This window comes from Aeromonas sp. s4, assembly GCF_040907855.1.
Lineage (GTDB): Bacteria > Pseudomonadota > Gammaproteobacteria > Enterobacterales > Aeromonadaceae > Aeromonas > Aeromonas caviae.
Genome location: NZ_JBFOCP010000019.1, coordinates 1 through 14,736, shown reverse-complemented (window position 1 = coordinate 14,736; position 14,736 = coordinate 1). Strand labels below are relative to the sequence as shown.

General features: G+C 62.2%; 13 protein-coding genes, 2 tRNA genes, 1 pseudogene and 1 other annotated feature. Of the genes and pseudogenes, 9 read left to right on the top strand and 7 right to left on the bottom strand.

Annotated features, from left to right (window positions below; translation table 11 throughout):
* Nucleotides 1-23: 23 nt before the first annotated feature.
* The 4 genes from AB5Y89_RS04365 to cydD all read right to left on the bottom strand — a co-directional run bounded on the left by AB5Y89_RS04365 (nucleotide 24) and on the right by cydD (nucleotide 4,411).
* Nucleotides 24-410: a DUF488 domain-containing protein gene (locus AB5Y89_RS04365; RefSeq protein ID WP_010673577.1), complete on the bottom strand. Its 387-nt coding sequence runs from the start codon at nucleotides 408-410 to the stop codon at nucleotides 24-26.
* 8 nt (nucleotides 411-418) lie between these two features.
* Nucleotides 419-790, bottom strand: a complete 372-nt coding sequence (gene rcsF, locus AB5Y89_RS04360; RefSeq protein ID WP_010673578.1) for an Rcs stress response system protein RcsF — start codon at nucleotides 788-790, stop codon at nucleotides 419-421.
* A 107-nt stretch (nucleotides 791-897) separates the two neighbouring features.
* Entirely contained in the window at nucleotides 898-2,643 is a 1,746-nt protein-coding gene (gene cydC / locus AB5Y89_RS04355; RefSeq protein ID WP_042864201.1) for a cysteine/glutathione ABC transporter ATP-binding protein/permease CydC, read from the bottom strand.
* A complete protein-coding gene (gene cydD, locus AB5Y89_RS04350) occupies nucleotides 2,636-4,411 on the bottom strand; it encodes a cysteine/glutathione ABC transporter permease/ATP-binding protein CydD (RefSeq protein WP_368222947.1) in 1,776 nt (591 codons plus the stop codon). Before cydD ends, cydC begins: the two co-directional genes overlap by 8 nt.
* 201 nt (nucleotides 4,412-4,612) lie before the next feature.
* Here cydD and AB5Y89_RS04345 point away from each other — a divergent pair.
* Nucleotides 4,613-4,686: transfer RNA gene (locus AB5Y89_RS04345), tRNA-Gly, on the top strand.
* 94 nt (nucleotides 4,687-4,780) lie between these two features.
* Nucleotides 4,781-4,855 (top strand) — tRNA-Gly (locus tag AB5Y89_RS04340).
* A 147-nt stretch (nucleotides 4,856-5,002) separates the two neighbouring features.
* On the opposite strand, the gene arcA is transcribed toward AB5Y89_RS04340, so the two are convergent.
* A complete protein-coding gene (arcA, locus tag AB5Y89_RS04335; RefSeq protein WP_010673581.1) occupies nucleotides 5,003-5,722 on the bottom strand; it encodes a two-component system response regulator ArcA in 720 nt (239 codons plus the stop codon).
* A gap of 385 nt (nucleotides 5,723-6,107) precedes the next feature.
* Here arcA and AB5Y89_RS04330 point away from each other — a divergent pair, with 385 nt between their 5' ends.
* Both AB5Y89_RS04330 and AB5Y89_RS04325 read left to right on the top strand, forming a co-directional pair.
* Nucleotides 6,108-6,506, top strand: coding sequence for a DUF3293 domain-containing protein (locus tag AB5Y89_RS04330; RefSeq protein ID WP_368222946.1), 399 nt, complete (start codon nucleotides 6,108-6,110; stop codon nucleotides 6,504-6,506).
* A 107-nt stretch (nucleotides 6,507-6,613) separates the two neighbouring features.
* On the top strand, nucleotides 6,614-7,093 hold the full coding sequence (locus AB5Y89_RS04325; RefSeq protein ID WP_368222943.1) for a putative 4-hydroxy-4-methyl-2-oxoglutarate aldolase: 480 nt from the start codon (nucleotides 6,614-6,616) through the stop codon (nucleotides 7,091-7,093).
* 3 nt (nucleotides 7,094-7,096) lie between these two features.
* Here AB5Y89_RS04325 and AB5Y89_RS04320 read toward each other — a convergent pair whose 3' ends face one another.
* Nucleotides 7,097-7,573 (bottom strand): hypothetical protein, encoded by a 477-nt coding sequence (locus tag AB5Y89_RS04320; RefSeq protein ID WP_039039355.1) that lies wholly within the window; start codon nucleotides 7,571-7,573, stop codon nucleotides 7,097-7,099.
* Nucleotides 7,574-7,739: 166 nt separating this feature from the next.
* On the opposite strand from AB5Y89_RS04320, the gene AB5Y89_RS04315 reads away from it, so the two are divergent.
* On the top strand, nucleotides 7,740-8,129 hold the full coding sequence (locus AB5Y89_RS04315) for an META domain-containing protein (protein ID WP_039039356.1): 390 nt from the start codon (nucleotides 7,740-7,742) through the stop codon (nucleotides 8,127-8,129).
* Between the two features lie 102 nt (nucleotides 8,130-8,231).
* On the opposite strand, the gene aceK is transcribed toward AB5Y89_RS04315, so the two are convergent.
* Nucleotides 8,232-9,959, bottom strand: coding sequence for a bifunctional isocitrate dehydrogenase kinase/phosphatase (gene aceK / locus AB5Y89_RS04310; protein WP_368222940.1), 1,728 nt, complete (start codon nucleotides 9,957-9,959; stop codon nucleotides 8,232-8,234).
* Nucleotides 9,960-10,154: 195 nt separating this feature from the next.
* On the opposite strand from aceK, the gene AB5Y89_RS04305 reads away from it, so the two are divergent.
* From AB5Y89_RS04305 to AB5Y89_RS04290, 4 genes and pseudogenes are all read left to right on the top strand, one after another.
* Nucleotides 10,155-10,862 (top strand): tRNA/rRNA methyltransferase, encoded by a 708-nt coding sequence (locus tag AB5Y89_RS04305; RefSeq protein ID WP_368222939.1) that lies wholly within the window; start codon nucleotides 10,155-10,157, stop codon nucleotides 10,860-10,862.
* A gap of 72 nt (nucleotides 10,863-10,934) precedes the next feature.
* Nucleotides 10,935-11,065, top strand: a sequence feature (Thr leader region).
* 57 nt (nucleotides 11,066-11,122) lie between these two features.
* Complete coding sequence (gene thrA / locus AB5Y89_RS04300; RefSeq protein WP_368222937.1) at nucleotides 11,123-13,582, top strand: bifunctional aspartate kinase/homoserine dehydrogenase I; 2,460 nt, start codon at nucleotides 11,123-11,125, stop codon at nucleotides 13,580-13,582.
* 1 nt (nucleotide 13,583) lies between these two features.
* Nucleotides 13,584-14,576, top strand: a complete 993-nt coding sequence (gene thrB, locus AB5Y89_RS04295) for a homoserine kinase (protein ID WP_368222935.1) — start codon at nucleotides 13,584-13,586, stop codon at nucleotides 14,574-14,576.
* Nucleotides 14,577-14,641: 65 nt separating this feature from the next.
* A pseudogene (locus AB5Y89_RS04290) lies at nucleotides 14,642-14,736 on the top strand (hemin ABC transporter substrate-binding protein); the annotation flags it as partial.

The following is a 14,736-nucleotide window of genomic DNA, read 5'->3' as shown; positions in this document are numbered from 1 at the left end:
GGGGTGTTCATCCATGACGGGGCTCAGCGCAGCAATGCCCCCGCCTCGGCCAGCAGGGTTCTCAGCACACTGCGATGGCAGCGGGACTCCTGTTCGCAGTAGCACCCCACCGAGAAATGGGTGGTGTGGGAGAGGGCGGCCAGCAGGGCCAGATCGTGCTTCGCGGCCGGGGTGGCCATCTCGGCCTTGTACTGCTTGCAGAAGGCGGTCCACCGGGCCGGGGTGTCGGCAGTCTGACCGAGTTTCATGGTCTCGGCGCTGGGGGCCAGATTGGGGAACCAGACGTCGTACCAATCCTGGCTGGCGAACGCCGCTTTGGGCACGCCGCGAGGGGGGCGACGCACGGTACCGATGCGAAGCCCCTCATCCTCGAGGCGGGGGCTGCCGAGTCGCACGATGGCGATCGCCATGGCAGGACTTACTTCTCTTCGGCCACTTTCAGCGCCTGACCGTAGCAGATCACCTGCTTCAGGCAGCCGGGCACGTCGCTGAACTCGGCACACTTGTCGAAGCTGACGCCGTTGCCCCCCATGTCCGCCACGCGGCGGCGGGCCAGGGTGCGGGCTTCACCGGCATTGGGCACCGCCTGATTGGCATCGCTCTGGCAGGATTCCCCCTCGACAGTGCCGAGATAGAGGTAGTTGAGGTCGGCGAGCTCGCTCTGCTCGTAGATCCGCACGCTCCCCGGCTTGAAGTACTCGTCGAAGTTTTCCTTGTCCAGATTGCTGTTGAAGGCGAAGTCGGCGCAACCGGAGGCAATCAGGGGCATCATCAGGATCAGGCGTTTCATATCGGCATCTTGTTGGGTGGCGAGTGGGCCATTATAGGGGGCAGTCGCCGATGGCGACCAGCCCCATTTTTAGCCATATCAATGGATTGTAGCGAGACAACCCCGGATCAGGCGGGGGCCAGTCGCCGGTGCAGGCTGCGGTAGTGATCATCTTCCAGCAGCTCCTGGTGGGGGGCACACAGACGGATGCGACCCTCTTCCATCAGGGCTACCCTGTCCATCCGTTCCAGCCCCAGCAGGCGGTGGGAGATGAGCAGCAGGGTGCGATCCGCCCCCAGGGTCAGCAGCAGATCCATGATCTCCCGTTCGGTCTGGGTATCGAGCCCTTCGGTGGGCTCGTCCAGCAGCCAGAGCGGTGCATCGTGGAGCAGGGCGCGGGCGATGCCGATGCGGCGGCGCTCCCCGCCGGAGAGCGGACGCCCGCCATCCCCGAGCCAGGCATCCAGCCCCTGTTCTGCCTGCTCACCCTCATCGTGGAGCAGAGTCCCGAGCCCCACCTGGGTGAGCACCTCGATGAGCCGTTCGTCGCTGGCTCCGGGGGCGGCCAGGGTGAGGTTGCCACGCAGGGTATCGGCAAACAGGTGGACCCGCTGGCTCACCACGGAGCAGGAGGCGCGCAGCGCCTCTTCGCTGTAATCGGTGAGGGGCTTGCCATCGAGCAGGATCTCCCCCGATAGGGCCGTCCACTCCCGGGTCAGCAACCCCATCAGGGTGGACTTGCCACAGCCGGTCTGCCCCAGCAGCGCCAGCTTCTCCCCGGCATGCAGTTGCAGGGTGCACCCTTGCAGCACGGGAGCATCCTGGCCTGGATAGGTGAAATGCAGGTCGCTTATCTGCACGGCACCCCGGGCAGCGGGGGCTTGCTGTGCTCCCCACTCCGGCGCCTTGGCCTCTTGCAGGATCTCGTTGAGACGGCGGGCGGAGGTGAGGCTGGTGGAGAGGTGCTGGAAGGCACCGGCCAGTGGCAGCAGCGCCTCGAAGCTCGCCAGGGTAGCGAACACCATGAGTGCCGTGATGGGGTCAGGGGCACTGCCACCGACGCCGTGACCGGCCAGCCAGAGCATCAGGGTCAGAGTCCAGCCGCTCAGCAACTGCACCGAGAAGGCGGCCAGGCCGCTGACGCGGGCCATGCGGGCCTGGGCCCGGATCAGGGCCTGCTCCGCCTGCTGCAATCCGGTGAGCGCCTCGGGAGCGGCGGCGAACATCTGCAGTTCGGCCTGGCCGTCCAGATAGTCCACCATGCGGGTGCGCAGGTTGGACTTCTCGGCGATGAGCTGGCGGCCCGGCGCGCGCCCGGCAAAATAGAAGACCAGGGGCAAGGCCAGCATGCCAAAGAGCAGAATGGCTCCCAGCGTCAGCGCCAGGCGACCATCGAAGAAGGAGAGGAAGAAGACCAGCCCGGCGCAGCTCAGCAGCGCCGCCCCAATGGGGGTGATGAGGCGCAGATAGACGTGATCCATGGCATCGATGTCGGCCACCAGACGGTTGAGCAGGTCAGCCTGGCGAAAACCGGCAAGGGAGCCGGGGGAGAGAGGGGAGAGCTTTTGCCAGAACCAGACCCGCAGCCGGGTCAGCACCCGGAAGGTGGCGTCGTGGCTCACGACCCGCTCGCCCCAGCGACTGGCGGTGCGCACGATGGAGAAGAAACGCACGCCCCCCGCAGGGGTCATGTAGTTGAAGGTGTCTCGGGTGGCGACCGCCAGCCCGGCGACGGCGGCGGCGGAGAGGAACCAGCCGGAGAGGGAGAGCAGGCCCATGCCGGCCACCAGGGTGACCAGGGCCAGCAGCAGGCCGATGGAGAGGCTGAGCCAGTGCTGGCGATAAAGGCGCAGGAACGGCAATAGATCAGTCATCGAGAGAGTCTCCGAAACCTTGGGATTGCGACAGGAGGCGGGCGAAGGGGCCCTGGGCCTCGCCGAGTGCGGCAAAACGTCCCTGCTCCACCAGCTTGCCGTGCGCCAGCACCAGGATGTTGTCCATCTGGCTGAGCTGATCGAGGCGGTGGGTGATCATCAGCAGGGTCTGACCTTGTGCGGCCTGTTCGAGGGCGCTCATGACGGCTCGCTCAGAATGGCGATCCAGGCTTGCAGTGGGTTCATCCAGCACCATCATCTGGGTCGTCTTGAGCAGGGTACGGGCAAGGGCGATGCGCTGGGCTTGGCCGACGGAGAGACCGCCCGCCTGATCCCCGACCCGATAGTCCAGCCCCTTCTCGTTGACGAACTCCCAGGCCTGGGCGCGCTTGAGCGCGGATTCCAGCTCGGCGTCGCTGGCGGATGGTCTGGCCAGCAGCAGGTTGTCCCGCAGGGAGCTGTGGAAGAGTTGGGGATTCTGGGAGAGCCAGCCTAGCTGCTGGCGCCACTGGCTGATGTCCAGGGTACGAAGCTCCACTCCGTTGACGCACAGGGAACCACGATAGGGGGCAAAACCGAGCAGGGCATTGACCAGGGAGCTCTTGCCCGCGCCACTGATGCCGACCAGGGCGGTGCGCGTGCCGGCTTCCAGCGTGAAATCGAGGGGACCGACCAGCACCTTGCCCTCGGCGCTCAGCACTTCCAGGCTGCGGGCTTCTACCTTGACGGGGCCATCCGCATGGAAGGGGAGCGTCCCGGAGGCGGGTTCGCTCACGTCGGCCTCGAGAAATTCCAGCAGTTGTTCGGCGGCGCCAATGGCCTGTGCCTTGGCGTGATAGTGGGCACCGAGTTCCCGCAGCGGCGCGTAGAACTCGGGGGCGAGGAAGAGCACGAACAGGCCGGTAAAGAGGGTGACCTTGACGCCATAGCTGCCAAAGTTGAGGTGATCGATGTAGGAGAAACCGAAGTAGACGGCCACCAGGGCCACCGCGATGGCGGCGAAGAACTCCAGCACGGCCGTGCTCAGGAAGGCGAGGCGCAGTACCTCCATGGTGCGCTCGCGAAAATCTTCCGATGCATCGCGGATGGCCTCCCCTTCCGCCCGGGGGCGCATGAAAAGCTGCAGGGTGCGCAGCCCCTTGAGGCGATCGAGGAAGTGGCCTGAGAGGCGCGCCAGCGACTGGAAGTTGCGGCGGTTGGCATCGGCGGCGCCCACCCCCACCAGGATCATGAAGAGAGGAATGAGGGGGGCGGTGCCGAGCAGAATGAGGCCCGCCGCCCAGTTGACCGGGAACACGGAGACCAGGATCACCAGGGGAATAAAGACGGCGATGGCCATCTGGGGCAGATAACGGGAGAAGAAGTCCTGCATCTCTTCGATCTGCTCGAGCAGCAGGCTGGCCCAGCTACCGGCGGGGCGACGCTGGATATAGGCAGGGCCGAGCCTGGCGAGGCGGGTGAGTACCAGCTCGCGGATGGCCTGGCGCACCGCACTGCCCGCCTTGAAACTCGCCACCTCGCGGCCATAGGCCAGGGCCGCCTTGGTCAGGGTCACCAGCAACAGACTGATGAAGAGGGGGGCGGAGTGCTCCGGCGTGGAGCCTTCGATGATGAAACCGTGCAGCAGGGTCGCCAGCAACCAGGCCTGCATCACCATCAGGACGCCCTGACCCAGCCCGAAGGCGATGGAGATGCCGATCCAGCGCCGACCATGGCCCGATTGTTTGCGCAACCAGCCATAGAGATGTTTCTGTCTGTTCTTGTCCATTACCACCCTCCTCAAACGAGTGGCGCAAGACTATCGTCGCCCCCACGGCTTGGCAACCTTGCAGAACCGGGCGGAGGAACATCATTGTGTGAAAAATCGGCTTCATGCTCATTAGTTGGCCGAACAGCTTGATTTATGGCAAAAAATGCGAGGTCGGTGATTGCGCTCGGCGGCAAAATGCATATAGTAGAGGCCACTGACGCGGGTGTAGTTCAATGGTAGAACGGTAGCTTCCCAAGCTGCATACGTGGGTTCGATTCCCATCACCCGCTCCACATTCCAGATAGCGGCACGCGCCGTTGTCCATATCAGCCAGATGGCTGTCTGTCGTGGGGATTCCCCATCACACCAAGTACGTTTTGATGCCTAGCGGGCATCGTATAATGGCTATTACCTCAGCCTTCCAAGCTGATGATGCGGGTTCGATTCCCGCTGCCCGCTCCAGTCTTCACACAAAAAGCCCACTCCTGCGAGTGGGCTTTTTGTTGTCTGTTTTTTGATGCCGGCGAGAGTGCCAGAGCGGCCAAGCTGAAAGGCGCAGACATGGAAAAGGCGCCACAGGGCGCCTTTTCAACTCGGGAGTGGGGAGGATTACTCCTGCTCCAGCTCGCCGCAGAAGCGATAGCCTTCGCCATGGATGGTGGCGATGATCTCCGGGGTGTCGCCCACGCTCTCGAAGTGCTTGCGAATACGGCGGATGGTCACGTCCACGGTGCGGTCGTGGGGCTTGAGTTCGCGGCCCGTCATCTTCTTGAGCAGCTCGGCACGGGTCTGGATCTGGCCCGGGTTCTCGCAGAAATGCAGCATGGCGCGGAACTCGGAGCGGGGCAGCTTGAACATGTCCCCTGCCGGGCTGACCAGGGCGCGGCTGTTGATGTCCAGGGCCCAGCCATTGAACAGATAACGTTCCACCAGCTTCTTCTCTTCGCCACCGGCGGCCACGTTCATGGTGCGGCTCAGCAGGTTGCGGGCACGGATGGTCAGTTCACGGGGGTTGAACGGCTTGGTGATGTAGTCATCTGCGCCGATCTCCAGACCCAGGATCTTGTCCACTTCGTTGTCGCGACCGGTCAGGAACATCAGGGCGATGTTGTCATCTTCACGCAACTCGCGCGCCAGCAGCAGGCCGTTCTTGCCCGGCAGGTTGATGTCCATGATCACCAGATTGATGGTGTGGCTGGTCAGGGCCTGGTGCATCTCGTCACCGTTGTTGGCTTCGAGCACGATGTAGCCTTCGGCTTCGAAGATGCTCTTGAGGGTGTTGCGGGTGACCAGCTCGTCTTCGACGATCAGAATATGTGGTGTTTGCATGAGTATTCCCAGATTCTTATCAGTTAATTATCGAAATTTTAACACTCTTTGGCGTTATCCGACCGGTCCTGAAAATTTATTACGTCATCCTGGGTATGAATATCAGGTCGAATCATCGCGAATTTGGTAACTATGTCGGCAAGCATCCCTGTGCCGTACATGGGCTCTCAACAAGTCTGAACAAGAGAAGCCCGGAGAGGTAGTCCATTACAAAAGTTGCTGCATTTTATCAGTTAACAGGCGCATAACAACACTCTTTGCCGTCAGATAGCAACTTTTTAACTCAGCTTTGATATAAGTCAATCCCCGAGTTCGCTGCATCATACTTGGGCTGACCCGCTTTTTCGCCCTTAATAAATGTAATGGGATGTAACATGTGGTTGACATGACTTTGTGGGAAAACTACAGAAAAGTGTGCTTCATCGCCCCCTTTGCGCCCCCCCACTGCCCAGCCTATGCCATTGTCACGGCTTGGAACCCGGCCAGCCGGTGGGTGGGGCTGCGCCGCAATGCCCGTCGCCAGCGAGCCCTTGTCCGGCAAGTGGGCGAGTGTCCCGTCATGGGAGAGGTCTGGGGGAGCGATGAGGATGAGCGCTGGCAGGAGGCGTCGCTGTTGTTGCCGCTTTCGCTGCCAGAGGCGATCCGGCTGGCCGCCCGATTTGGCCAGAATGCCCTCTATTGGGTACGTGAAGGAGAGCTCTGGCTGGTGCCCGTGTTGCTGGAAGGGACGCCCTGTCATCTGGGGGCGCTTGCGTCCCGCTGGCGGTTCAGGCCTTCAGGCTGACATGGCCCCCCGCCATCCGGACAGGGCACCCGGCCGGTGGATTGTCAGCGCCCCGACATGATGAAAGAATGAGCGGACACATTTCACTCCATGGAAGGATGATGATCATGCTGGACCTGCTGCCCGACCTTTGCGATGAACATGGCGATGCCCTTAGGATCGCTGATCCCCTGTTTCAGGACTATGGCGGCAAGGCGCTGTTTTACGGCGAGGCCGTGACCCTCTCCTGCTTTGAAGACAACAGCCTGGTGCGTGAGCTGGTCAACCGTCCCGGCCATGGCAAGGTGATGGTGATCGACGGAGGCGGCTCCCTGCGTCGGGCGCTGCTCGGGGATCTGCTGGCCATCAAGGCGGTGGAGCAGGGGTGGGAGGGGATCCTCATCAACGGGGCCGTGCGGGATGTGGGGACGCTGGCGACCCTGGCGCTGGGGGTCAAGGCCCTGGCCCCCTGCCCGGTCAAGACAGAGAAACGGGGCCTGGGCACGCTGGACACAGTGGTCTCTTTTGCCGGTGTGACCATAGCGCCCGGCGACTATGTCTACGCCGACCTCAACGGTGTGCTGGTGAGCGGCGCCAGGCTCCTCTGAACCTCAGAAGTTGAAGCCCACTCCCAGAGTGAGAAAGTGTTCCGTGCTGAAGGCACTGAGTCCGTAATTGGCGGTGATGGCCAGGGAGGGGGTCACCAGCAGGCTGCTGTTGAGCTCAACCAGGGTGCTGGCCTTGCTCACCTCCAGTTGCTTGAGCTGGCTGCCGATGTTGAGTGACGGGGAGAGGCGATAGCGCACCCCAGAGCTGATATTGAACCCGGCCTGCCCGCTTTGGGGGCCGATGGCGGGGCCGGCCTCCATATAGAGGCTGATGTCATCCTGAAGCGGGTATTGATAGCCGGTATTGATGAGCCAGAGGTCGAAGTTGTCGCCAAGATGGCTCTGGTTGCCGAGCAGTACGCCGGAATAGCTTTTGACGTAGAGCGGGTTGTCCGATTCGGTCTGGAGAAAACTCCAGTCGGCGGCCTGAGCCGAAAAGACGAGGCTGGATGCCATGGCGATGACGAGAGACTTGACCATTCGTTTCCCCTCCCTGGGTCCGAACAGGACTACAAGCATGGCACATGCCAGCGGGGAGTAAAGGGAACCCCGATCACAATAAAAGAGTTTTGATTGACGCCGCAGTCATGGTACACAGGCCCCTCACTCCGTGTCGTTACGACACGCTCCATCACGAGGTGAACTGATGAACAACAAACTGATCCTGCTGGCCGCTCTGGCCCTGGGAGGCTGCGCCATGACTACGGGTTCCACGCTGGCACAATTGCAGGCATCGACCTGGCAACTGCAAGGGGCGAGCGGTGATACCTTCACCCTGCAGGTCGCCGGTGACAAGGTGGCGGGCAAGGGCGGCTGCAACCGCTACTTTGGCGGCATCACAGAGCAGGGTGACGGCGTGTTGACGCTGGGCGCCATGGGTTCGACGCGCATGATGTGTGCGGGGGATCTGGCCGGCAAGGAGATGAACTACCTGCAGACCCTGGAGAAGGTGGCGAGCTTCCAGATCAGCGGCAAACAGCTGGTACTCAAGGATGCCGACAAGGCCACCTTGCTGACCTTTGACGCCGTGAAATAAGCCGGGATCTCGTCAAAGGCTGTCGCAGGCGGCCCCTGCGCCAGTGTGCAGAAGAATGTGAAAAGGGACGCCATGGCGTCCCTTTTTGTGCCTGATGCCGGGTCATCCCCCTCGCTGGAAGCGAAACCGCTTCTTGCGCCGGTAGGGATAGACATCCTCGAACATCCCCTCCTTGATGTTGCTCTGCAGCATCTTCCAGTAGTTGGCATCGAAGAGCTCCTTGTGCAACTGCATCATGATCTCCCGCACCTGGGGTTTTTGCAGCAGGAAGGTGGCGAACTCCTCCGGGAAGATGTCGTTGGGTGCCACCGAATACCAGGGTTCGGCGCTCCACTCGTCCTCCGGGTAGCGGGGCGGCGGGATCTGGCGGAAGTTGCACTCCGTCATGTAGCAGATCTCGTCGTAGTCATAGAAGACCACCCGGCCGTGGCGAGTCACCCCGAAGTTCTTGAACAGCATGTCGCCGGGGAAGATGTTGGCCGCCGCGAGCTGGCGGATGGCGTTGCCATACTCCTCCAGGGCGAGGCGGGTCTGCTGTTCGTCCGCCTTGTCCAGATAGAGGTTGAGCGGGATCATCTTGCGCTCGGTGTAGAGGTGTTTGATCACCAGCTTGTCGGCGGTGAGGGTAAGCGCAGAGGGTGCCACCGCCTTGAGCTCGGTCAACAGCTCCGGCGAGATGCGATCGAGGGGAAACTCGAAGTTGGTGAACTCCTGGGTATCTGCCATGCGGCCCACTCTATCGTGCTGTTTTACCAGGCGGTATTTCTCCTTGACCTGCTCGTGGCTCACCTCCTTGGGCGGGGTGAACTCGTCTTTTATCACCTTGAACACCACATCGTAGGAGGGGAGGGTGAACACGCTCATCACCATCCCCTTGATGCCGGGCGCAATGACGAACTGCTCCCGGCTCTGGGCCAGGTGCTGCTGGTAGTGACGATAGAGCTCGGTCTTGCCGTGTTTCTGGCAGCCGATGGCGTTGTAGATTTCATAGTCCGGTTTGCGGGGCATGATCTGGCGAAGGAAGGCCACAAAGAGCGCCGGTACCGGGGCATAGACCATGAAGTAGGCGCGGGCGAAGCCGAACACGATGGAGGCCAGCTCCGGCTCGAAGATGACGGTGTCCACATAGATGCTCTGGCCGGTGCTGAGCAGCGGCAGGATGAAGGGATAGACTTCTCCTTTCACCCGGATGAGCCCCACCAGATAGGCTCCCTTGTTGCGATAGAACACCTCCCTGAGCAGTTCGATGGCGAAGGGCTCCTCGTGCAGGATGGCCGGGCCGCTCTCTGCCAGATGGCGGTGGATATCCATGATGTCCCGCTGCTTGTCTTCGAAAGGGAGGGTGAAGCTGTAATCCCCGAGCAGCTGGCTCAGGGTCTGGGGCAGGTGGGAGAGATCGGTGCGATAGATACGCAGCAAGGATCCCAGGTCAGGCTTGTCGCCCCGGCTCACGAAGGGGTGGATATAAAGGTTCTCGTCGTGGATGTTGCGATGGCGGAAGATGCGGCGATAGACGGAATTGAAGAAGGACTCCGCCACCTCGAAGTTCTCGCAGCGGGGCAGGAGATCGCTGAAGGCGCCTTTCACCTGCTTGAGCAGGGCCTGGGTCGGCAGCTGCTCCCCCATCATCTGTTTGATCTGCGCCGTGGTGGCGCCGACATGGTGATCATAGAGGCGGATGCGCTCTCGACCGGCGAGCTGCACTCCCAGCCAGTCGCTGTTCTCGAAACGGCTCTTGCTGCCCTGGGTTATCTCGAGAAAGCGGCTGTAAAACGACTCAAAACGTTGCAGGATCGTCTCGGCGACCGCCTGCTCCAATGGCTGCTGCATCTCTCTCTTCCTTGTGAACTGTCGGGCCCATGGCGTCAGTGCCCTGAGGCGGCGGACTCGCGTCCAAGGCCACTATGGCAACATCCAAACATCTGTTCAAGTGGCAATATTTCGGGATAAACGGTAGATTGCGCCCCTGTTTTGCCGACGGTTCGCCGCAGTTCGCGGCGTCGGCCTCATCCTGGAGAGAACCCGATGAAACTCTATTTTGTGCTGGTGTCGCCAGCCCGTGCCGCCAACGTGGGGGCTGCTGCTCGCGCCATGAAGACCATGGGCTTCGACGCCATGCGACTGGTGGCAAGCCGGGTGCACGAAGAGGAGGAGGCAAGCTGGGTTGCCCACGGGGCGCAGGAGATCCTGACGGATGCGCAAGCCTTCGACACCCTGGAAGAGGCCCTGGCGGACATGGATCTGGTGGTCGCCACTACCGCCCGGCAGCGCGGCCGCTACCAGCACTACCTCACCCCGGCGGACATTCGCGACCAGATCCGGGCCAAGCCCTCCCTCGAGAAGGTGGCCATCGTGTTTGGCTGCGAGGAGTCCGGACTCTCCAACGAACAGCTCGCCCAGGTGGATCTCATCAGCTACCTGCCTCTCAAGGTCTCATACCCGTCCCTGAACCTGGGTCAGGCGATCATGCTGTATGCCTATGAGCTGAGTCCGCTGCTCGATGACCAGAAAGTGAGCGACGAGCAGGACGTAGCAGAAAATTTCGAGAGTGCCGGGCAGGTTCGCGTGCTGAAATCAAAAACAGCAGAATTGCTTGGTGAACTCGGAGTTTCGCAGGATGAAAAACTGCATCAATGGGTGATGGACCGAGTGCCCATGCTGCCGCAGCGGGATCTCAATATGCTCCATCTGCTCTGCAAAGACCTTGCCCGCAAGTTTGGCAAGGAGGTTTAGGTTGACAGCCCCTCGCCGGGCGCGGTATTGCTAACAACCAGATTCGTTCAAGAGTGTTCGTCATGCAGCTATTCACCAACATCATCACCACCACCATTATTACCGGTACCACCACAGGTGGCACTGGGGCCGGTTGATGCGCTGACGAACAAGCACAGAAATCAGAAAAAGGCCCGTACCCACCCAGTACGGGCCTTTTTTGTTGGATTGTTTTTAGACCAATTAGCAGATCAATTTGCAGGGAATACAGGGAGATAGCGATGAGAGTGTTGAAATTTGGCGGGTCGTCACTGGCCGACGCAGAGCGTTTCTTGCGGGTTGCCGATATCGCGGTGAATACCCATGGCCAATCCCAGGTGGCCCTGGTGCTGTCGGCACCGGCCAAGGTGACCAATCACCTGGTCGCCCTGGTGGAACAGACCAGTCGCGGCATGGATGCAAGCAGTACCCTGTTCGAGATCAACGGCATCTTCTCCCGCCTGCTGGCGGGGCTCAAAGCCGCCTATCCTGCGCTGGATGACAAGGCGCTGCAGGCTCGTTTGACCAGCGAACTGGATCAGGTCGAGCGGCTGATGCAGGGCATTCGTCTGCTGGGGCTGTGCCCGGACAACGTCCAGGCACGCATCCTGAGCCGTGGCGAGAACCTCTCCATCGCCTTCATGCACGAGCTCTTGCGGGTGCGCGGCCTCGAGCTGGATCTCATCGTGCCCGAGCAGCTGCTGGTCACCGATGGCGGCTACCTCGAAGCCCATGTGGACATCGAAGCCTCCCGGGTGCGCTTCGCCGCCAAGGGCCTGCGCTCTGATTGTCTCTACCTGATGCCGGGCTTCACCGGTGGCAGCGACAAGGGCGAGACCGTGCTGCTGGGCCGCAATGGCTCCGACTATTCCGCCGCCGTCTTGGCCGCCTGCGTCGATGCCGAGTGCTGCGAGATCTGGACCGACGTGGAGGGCTGCTACAACTGCGACCCGCGCCTGGTACCGGACGCCTACCTGCTCAAAACCCTCTCCTATAAAGAGGCGATGGAGCTCTCCTACTTCGGTGCCAAGGTGTTGCACCCGAAGACCATCGCCCCCGTGGCCCAGTTCCACATTCCCTGCCTCATCAAGAACAGCTTCAACCCCCAGGGTCCGGGTACCCTCATCGGGGTCGATCAGGGGGATGACGATCTGAAGGTGAAGGCCATCTCGGATCTTTCCGGCATGTGCATGTTCAATGTCTCCGGTCCCGGCATGAAGGGCATGGTGGGCATGGCCGGTCGCATCTTCTCCGCCGTTTCCCGCGCCGGGGTCAGCATCGTCCTCATCACCCAGTCGTCCTCCGAGTACAGCGTCAGCTTCTGTATCCACAGCTATGACTGCGACAAGACCCGCAAGGTGCTGGAGCGCGAGTTCGAGCTGGAGTTCAAGAACCAGTTGCTGGACCCGCTCGAGATCATGACCGATCTGGCCATCATCTCCCTCATCGGCGATGGCATGCGCACCTCCAAGGGGATGGCGGCGCGCTTCTTCACCTCCCTGGCCCAGGCCTCCATCAACATCGTCGCCATCGCGCAAGGGTCGAGCGAGCGCTCCATCTCCGCGGTCGTGCGCTCCGGCAAGGTGGCGGAAGCCATCAAGGCGTGCCACCAGAACTTCTTTGGCAGCCAGCAGTTCATCGATCTCTTCGTGGTCGGGGTGGGCGGCGTCGGTGCAGCCCTGGTGGATCAGATTGCCCGTCAGCAGCCGGTACTGGCCGAGCAGGGCACCGGTCTGCGGGTGGTCGGCATCGCCAACAGCCGCCAGATGGCGGTCAACAAGGATGGTCTGGTCCTCGCCAACTGGCGTGAACAGCTGGTGGAAGCCCAGGGCAGCTTCAGCCTGGAGGCGGTGAAGAAGCTGGTGGAAGAGAGCCACCTCATCAACCCGGTGATCGTCGACTGCACCTCGAGCGAAGCCGTGGCCGTCCAGTACGCCGATTTCCTCGGGGCCGGCTTCCACGTGGTCACCCCGAACAAGAAGGCCAACACCGGGTCGCTCGATTACTACAAGGCGCTGCGCCGCACCGCCCGCCAGACCCGCCGCAAGTTCCTGTACGAGACCAACGTGGGCGCGGGCCTGCCGGTCATCGAGAACCTGCAAAACCTCATCAAGGCCGGTGACAAGCTGCGCGCCTTCGACGGCATCCTGTCCGGGTCGCTCTCCTTCATCTTCGGCAAGCTGGACGAGGGGATGGCCTTCTCCGAGGCGACCCAGATCGCCCGCGGCAACGGCTTCACCGAGCCGGATCCCCGCGATGACTTGAACGGCATGGACGTGGCTCGCAAGCTCCTGATCCTGGCCCGCGAGGCCGGCATGGCGCTGGAGCTCTCCGATGTGGAGGTGGAGCAGGCACTGCCGCCGGGCTTTGACGTGAGCGGCGACGTGGAAGCCTTCATGGCCCGCCTGCCCGAGGCCGACGGCTGGTTCCGCGACCAGTTCGCGGCGGCCCAGCGTGAAGGCAAGGTGCTGCGTTACGTCGGCTCCATCGAGGGTGGCAAGTGCAAGGTGGCCATCAAGGCGGTGGGTGGCGACGAGCCCCTGTTCAAGGTAAAAGACGGGGAGAACGCGCTCGCCTTCTTCTCCACCTATTACCAGCCCATCCCCCTGGTACTGCGCGGCTATGGCGCAGGGACCGAAGTGACTGCGGCGGGCGTCTTTGCCGACGTGCTGCGCACCCAGAACTGGAAGCAGGAGCTGTAACATGAGTTCAGAGATGAACCCGAATGTGGAAATCGGCGGCAGCGTGGTGGCCTATGCCCCGGCCTCCAGCGCCAACCTGAGCGTGGGCTTTGACGTCCTGGGGGCGGCGCTCGCCCCCGTGGATGGCTCCCTGCTGGGTGACCGCGTCCAGGTCAAATCGGCAGAGGTGCCTTTCGCTCTCTCTTCCGTGGGCCGTTACGCCCACAAGTTGCCGGACGACCCGAAAAAGAACATCCTCCACGACTGCTGGGTCGCCTATGGCGAGGCGCTGGAGAAGCGCGGCCTTGGTCTCAAGCCGCTGGAAATGGTGCTGGAGAAGAACCTGCCGGTGGGCTCGGGCCTGGGATCGAGCGCCTGCAGCGTGGTGGCGGCGCTGGAAGGGCTCAACGCCTTCCACGGCGCGCCCCTGAATGAACACGACCTGCTGCTGTTGATGGGGGAGATGGAAGGCAAGATCTCCGGCTCCGTCCATTACGACAACGTGGCGCCCTGTTATCTGGGCGGCATGCAGCTGGTGCTGGAGGAGGGGGGCGTCATCAGCCAGGGCATCCCGGTGTTTGACGAGTGGTACTGGGTGGTCTGCTACCCGGGCACCGTGGTCTCCACCGCCGCCGCCCGCGCCATCCTGCCGGCCCAGTATCGCCGCCAGGACTGCCTCACCTATGGCCGCCGGCTGGCCGCCTTCGTGCATGCCAGCTACAGCCGCCAGGAAGGGCTGGCCGCCAGCGTCCTGAAAGATGTGATCGCCGAGCCTTATCGCGCGGCCCTGATTGAAGGTTTCAACGAGGTGCGGGCCCAGGGGGCCCAGAACGGGGCGCTGGCCACCGGCATCTCGGGGTCCGGTCCCACCGTGTTCGTGGTGATGAAGGATCTGTCCCAGGCCGAACGCATGAAAGAGTGGATGGAAGCGCACTTCGTGCGCAATGAAGATGGATTTGCCCGGGTCTGCAAACTGGACATGGCCGGGGCACGGGTAACAGGAAGCGAGCTATGAATCTTTACAACATCAAGGACAAGAGTGAACAGGTGAGCTTCGCCCAGGCGGTGCGTCAGGGTCTGGCCCTCGCCGCCGAAGGGATCCTGAGCCTCTCTCCGACCCTGGTGGTCGGCAGCGACGAGATGGGCCCGAACAGCACGCTTGATCAGTTGCGCCG

Coding starts and splice junctions, on each gene's coding strand:
- AB5Y89_RS04330 (WP_368222946.1), top strand. CDS start 6,108: ATGACTTTGTGGGAAAACTACAGAAAAGTGTGCTTCATCGCCCCCTTT.
- arcA (WP_010673581.1), bottom strand. CDS start 5,722: ATGCAAACACCACATATTCTGATCGTCGAAGACGAGCTGGTCACCCGC.
- thrA (WP_368222937.1), top strand. CDS start 11,123: ATGAGAGTGTTGAAATTTGGCGGGTCGTCACTGGCCGACGCAGAGCGT.
- AB5Y89_RS04315 (WP_039039356.1), top strand. CDS start 7,740: ATGAACAACAAACTGATCCTGCTGGCCGCTCTGGCCCTGGGAGGCTGC.
- aceK (WP_368222940.1), bottom strand. CDS start 9,959: ATGCAGCAGCCATTGGAGCAGGCGGTCGCCGAGACGATCCTGCAACGT.
- cydC (WP_042864201.1), bottom strand. CDS start 2,643: ATGACTGATCTATTGCCGTTCCTGCGCCTTTATCGCCAGCACTGGCTC.
- AB5Y89_RS04365 (WP_010673577.1), bottom strand. CDS start 410: ATGGCGATCGCCATCGTGCGACTCGGCAGCCCCCGCCTCGAGGATGAG.
- thrB (WP_368222935.1), top strand. CDS start 13,584: ATGAGTTCAGAGATGAACCCGAATGTGGAAATCGGCGGCAGCGTGGTG.
- AB5Y89_RS04325 (WP_368222943.1), top strand. CDS start 6,614: ATGCTGGACCTGCTGCCCGACCTTTGCGATGAACATGGCGATGCCCTT.
- AB5Y89_RS04320 (WP_039039355.1), bottom strand. CDS start 7,573: ATGGTCAAGTCTCTCGTCATCGCCATGGCATCCAGCCTCGTCTTTTCG.
- AB5Y89_RS04305 (WP_368222939.1), top strand. CDS start 10,155: ATGAAACTCTATTTTGTGCTGGTGTCGCCAGCCCGTGCCGCCAACGTG.
- rcsF (WP_010673578.1), bottom strand. CDS start 790: ATGAAACGCCTGATCCTGATGATGCCCCTGATTGCCTCCGGTTGCGCC.
- cydD (WP_368222947.1), bottom strand. CDS start 4,411: ATGGACAAGAACAGACAGAAACATCTCTATGGCTGGTTGCGCAAACAA.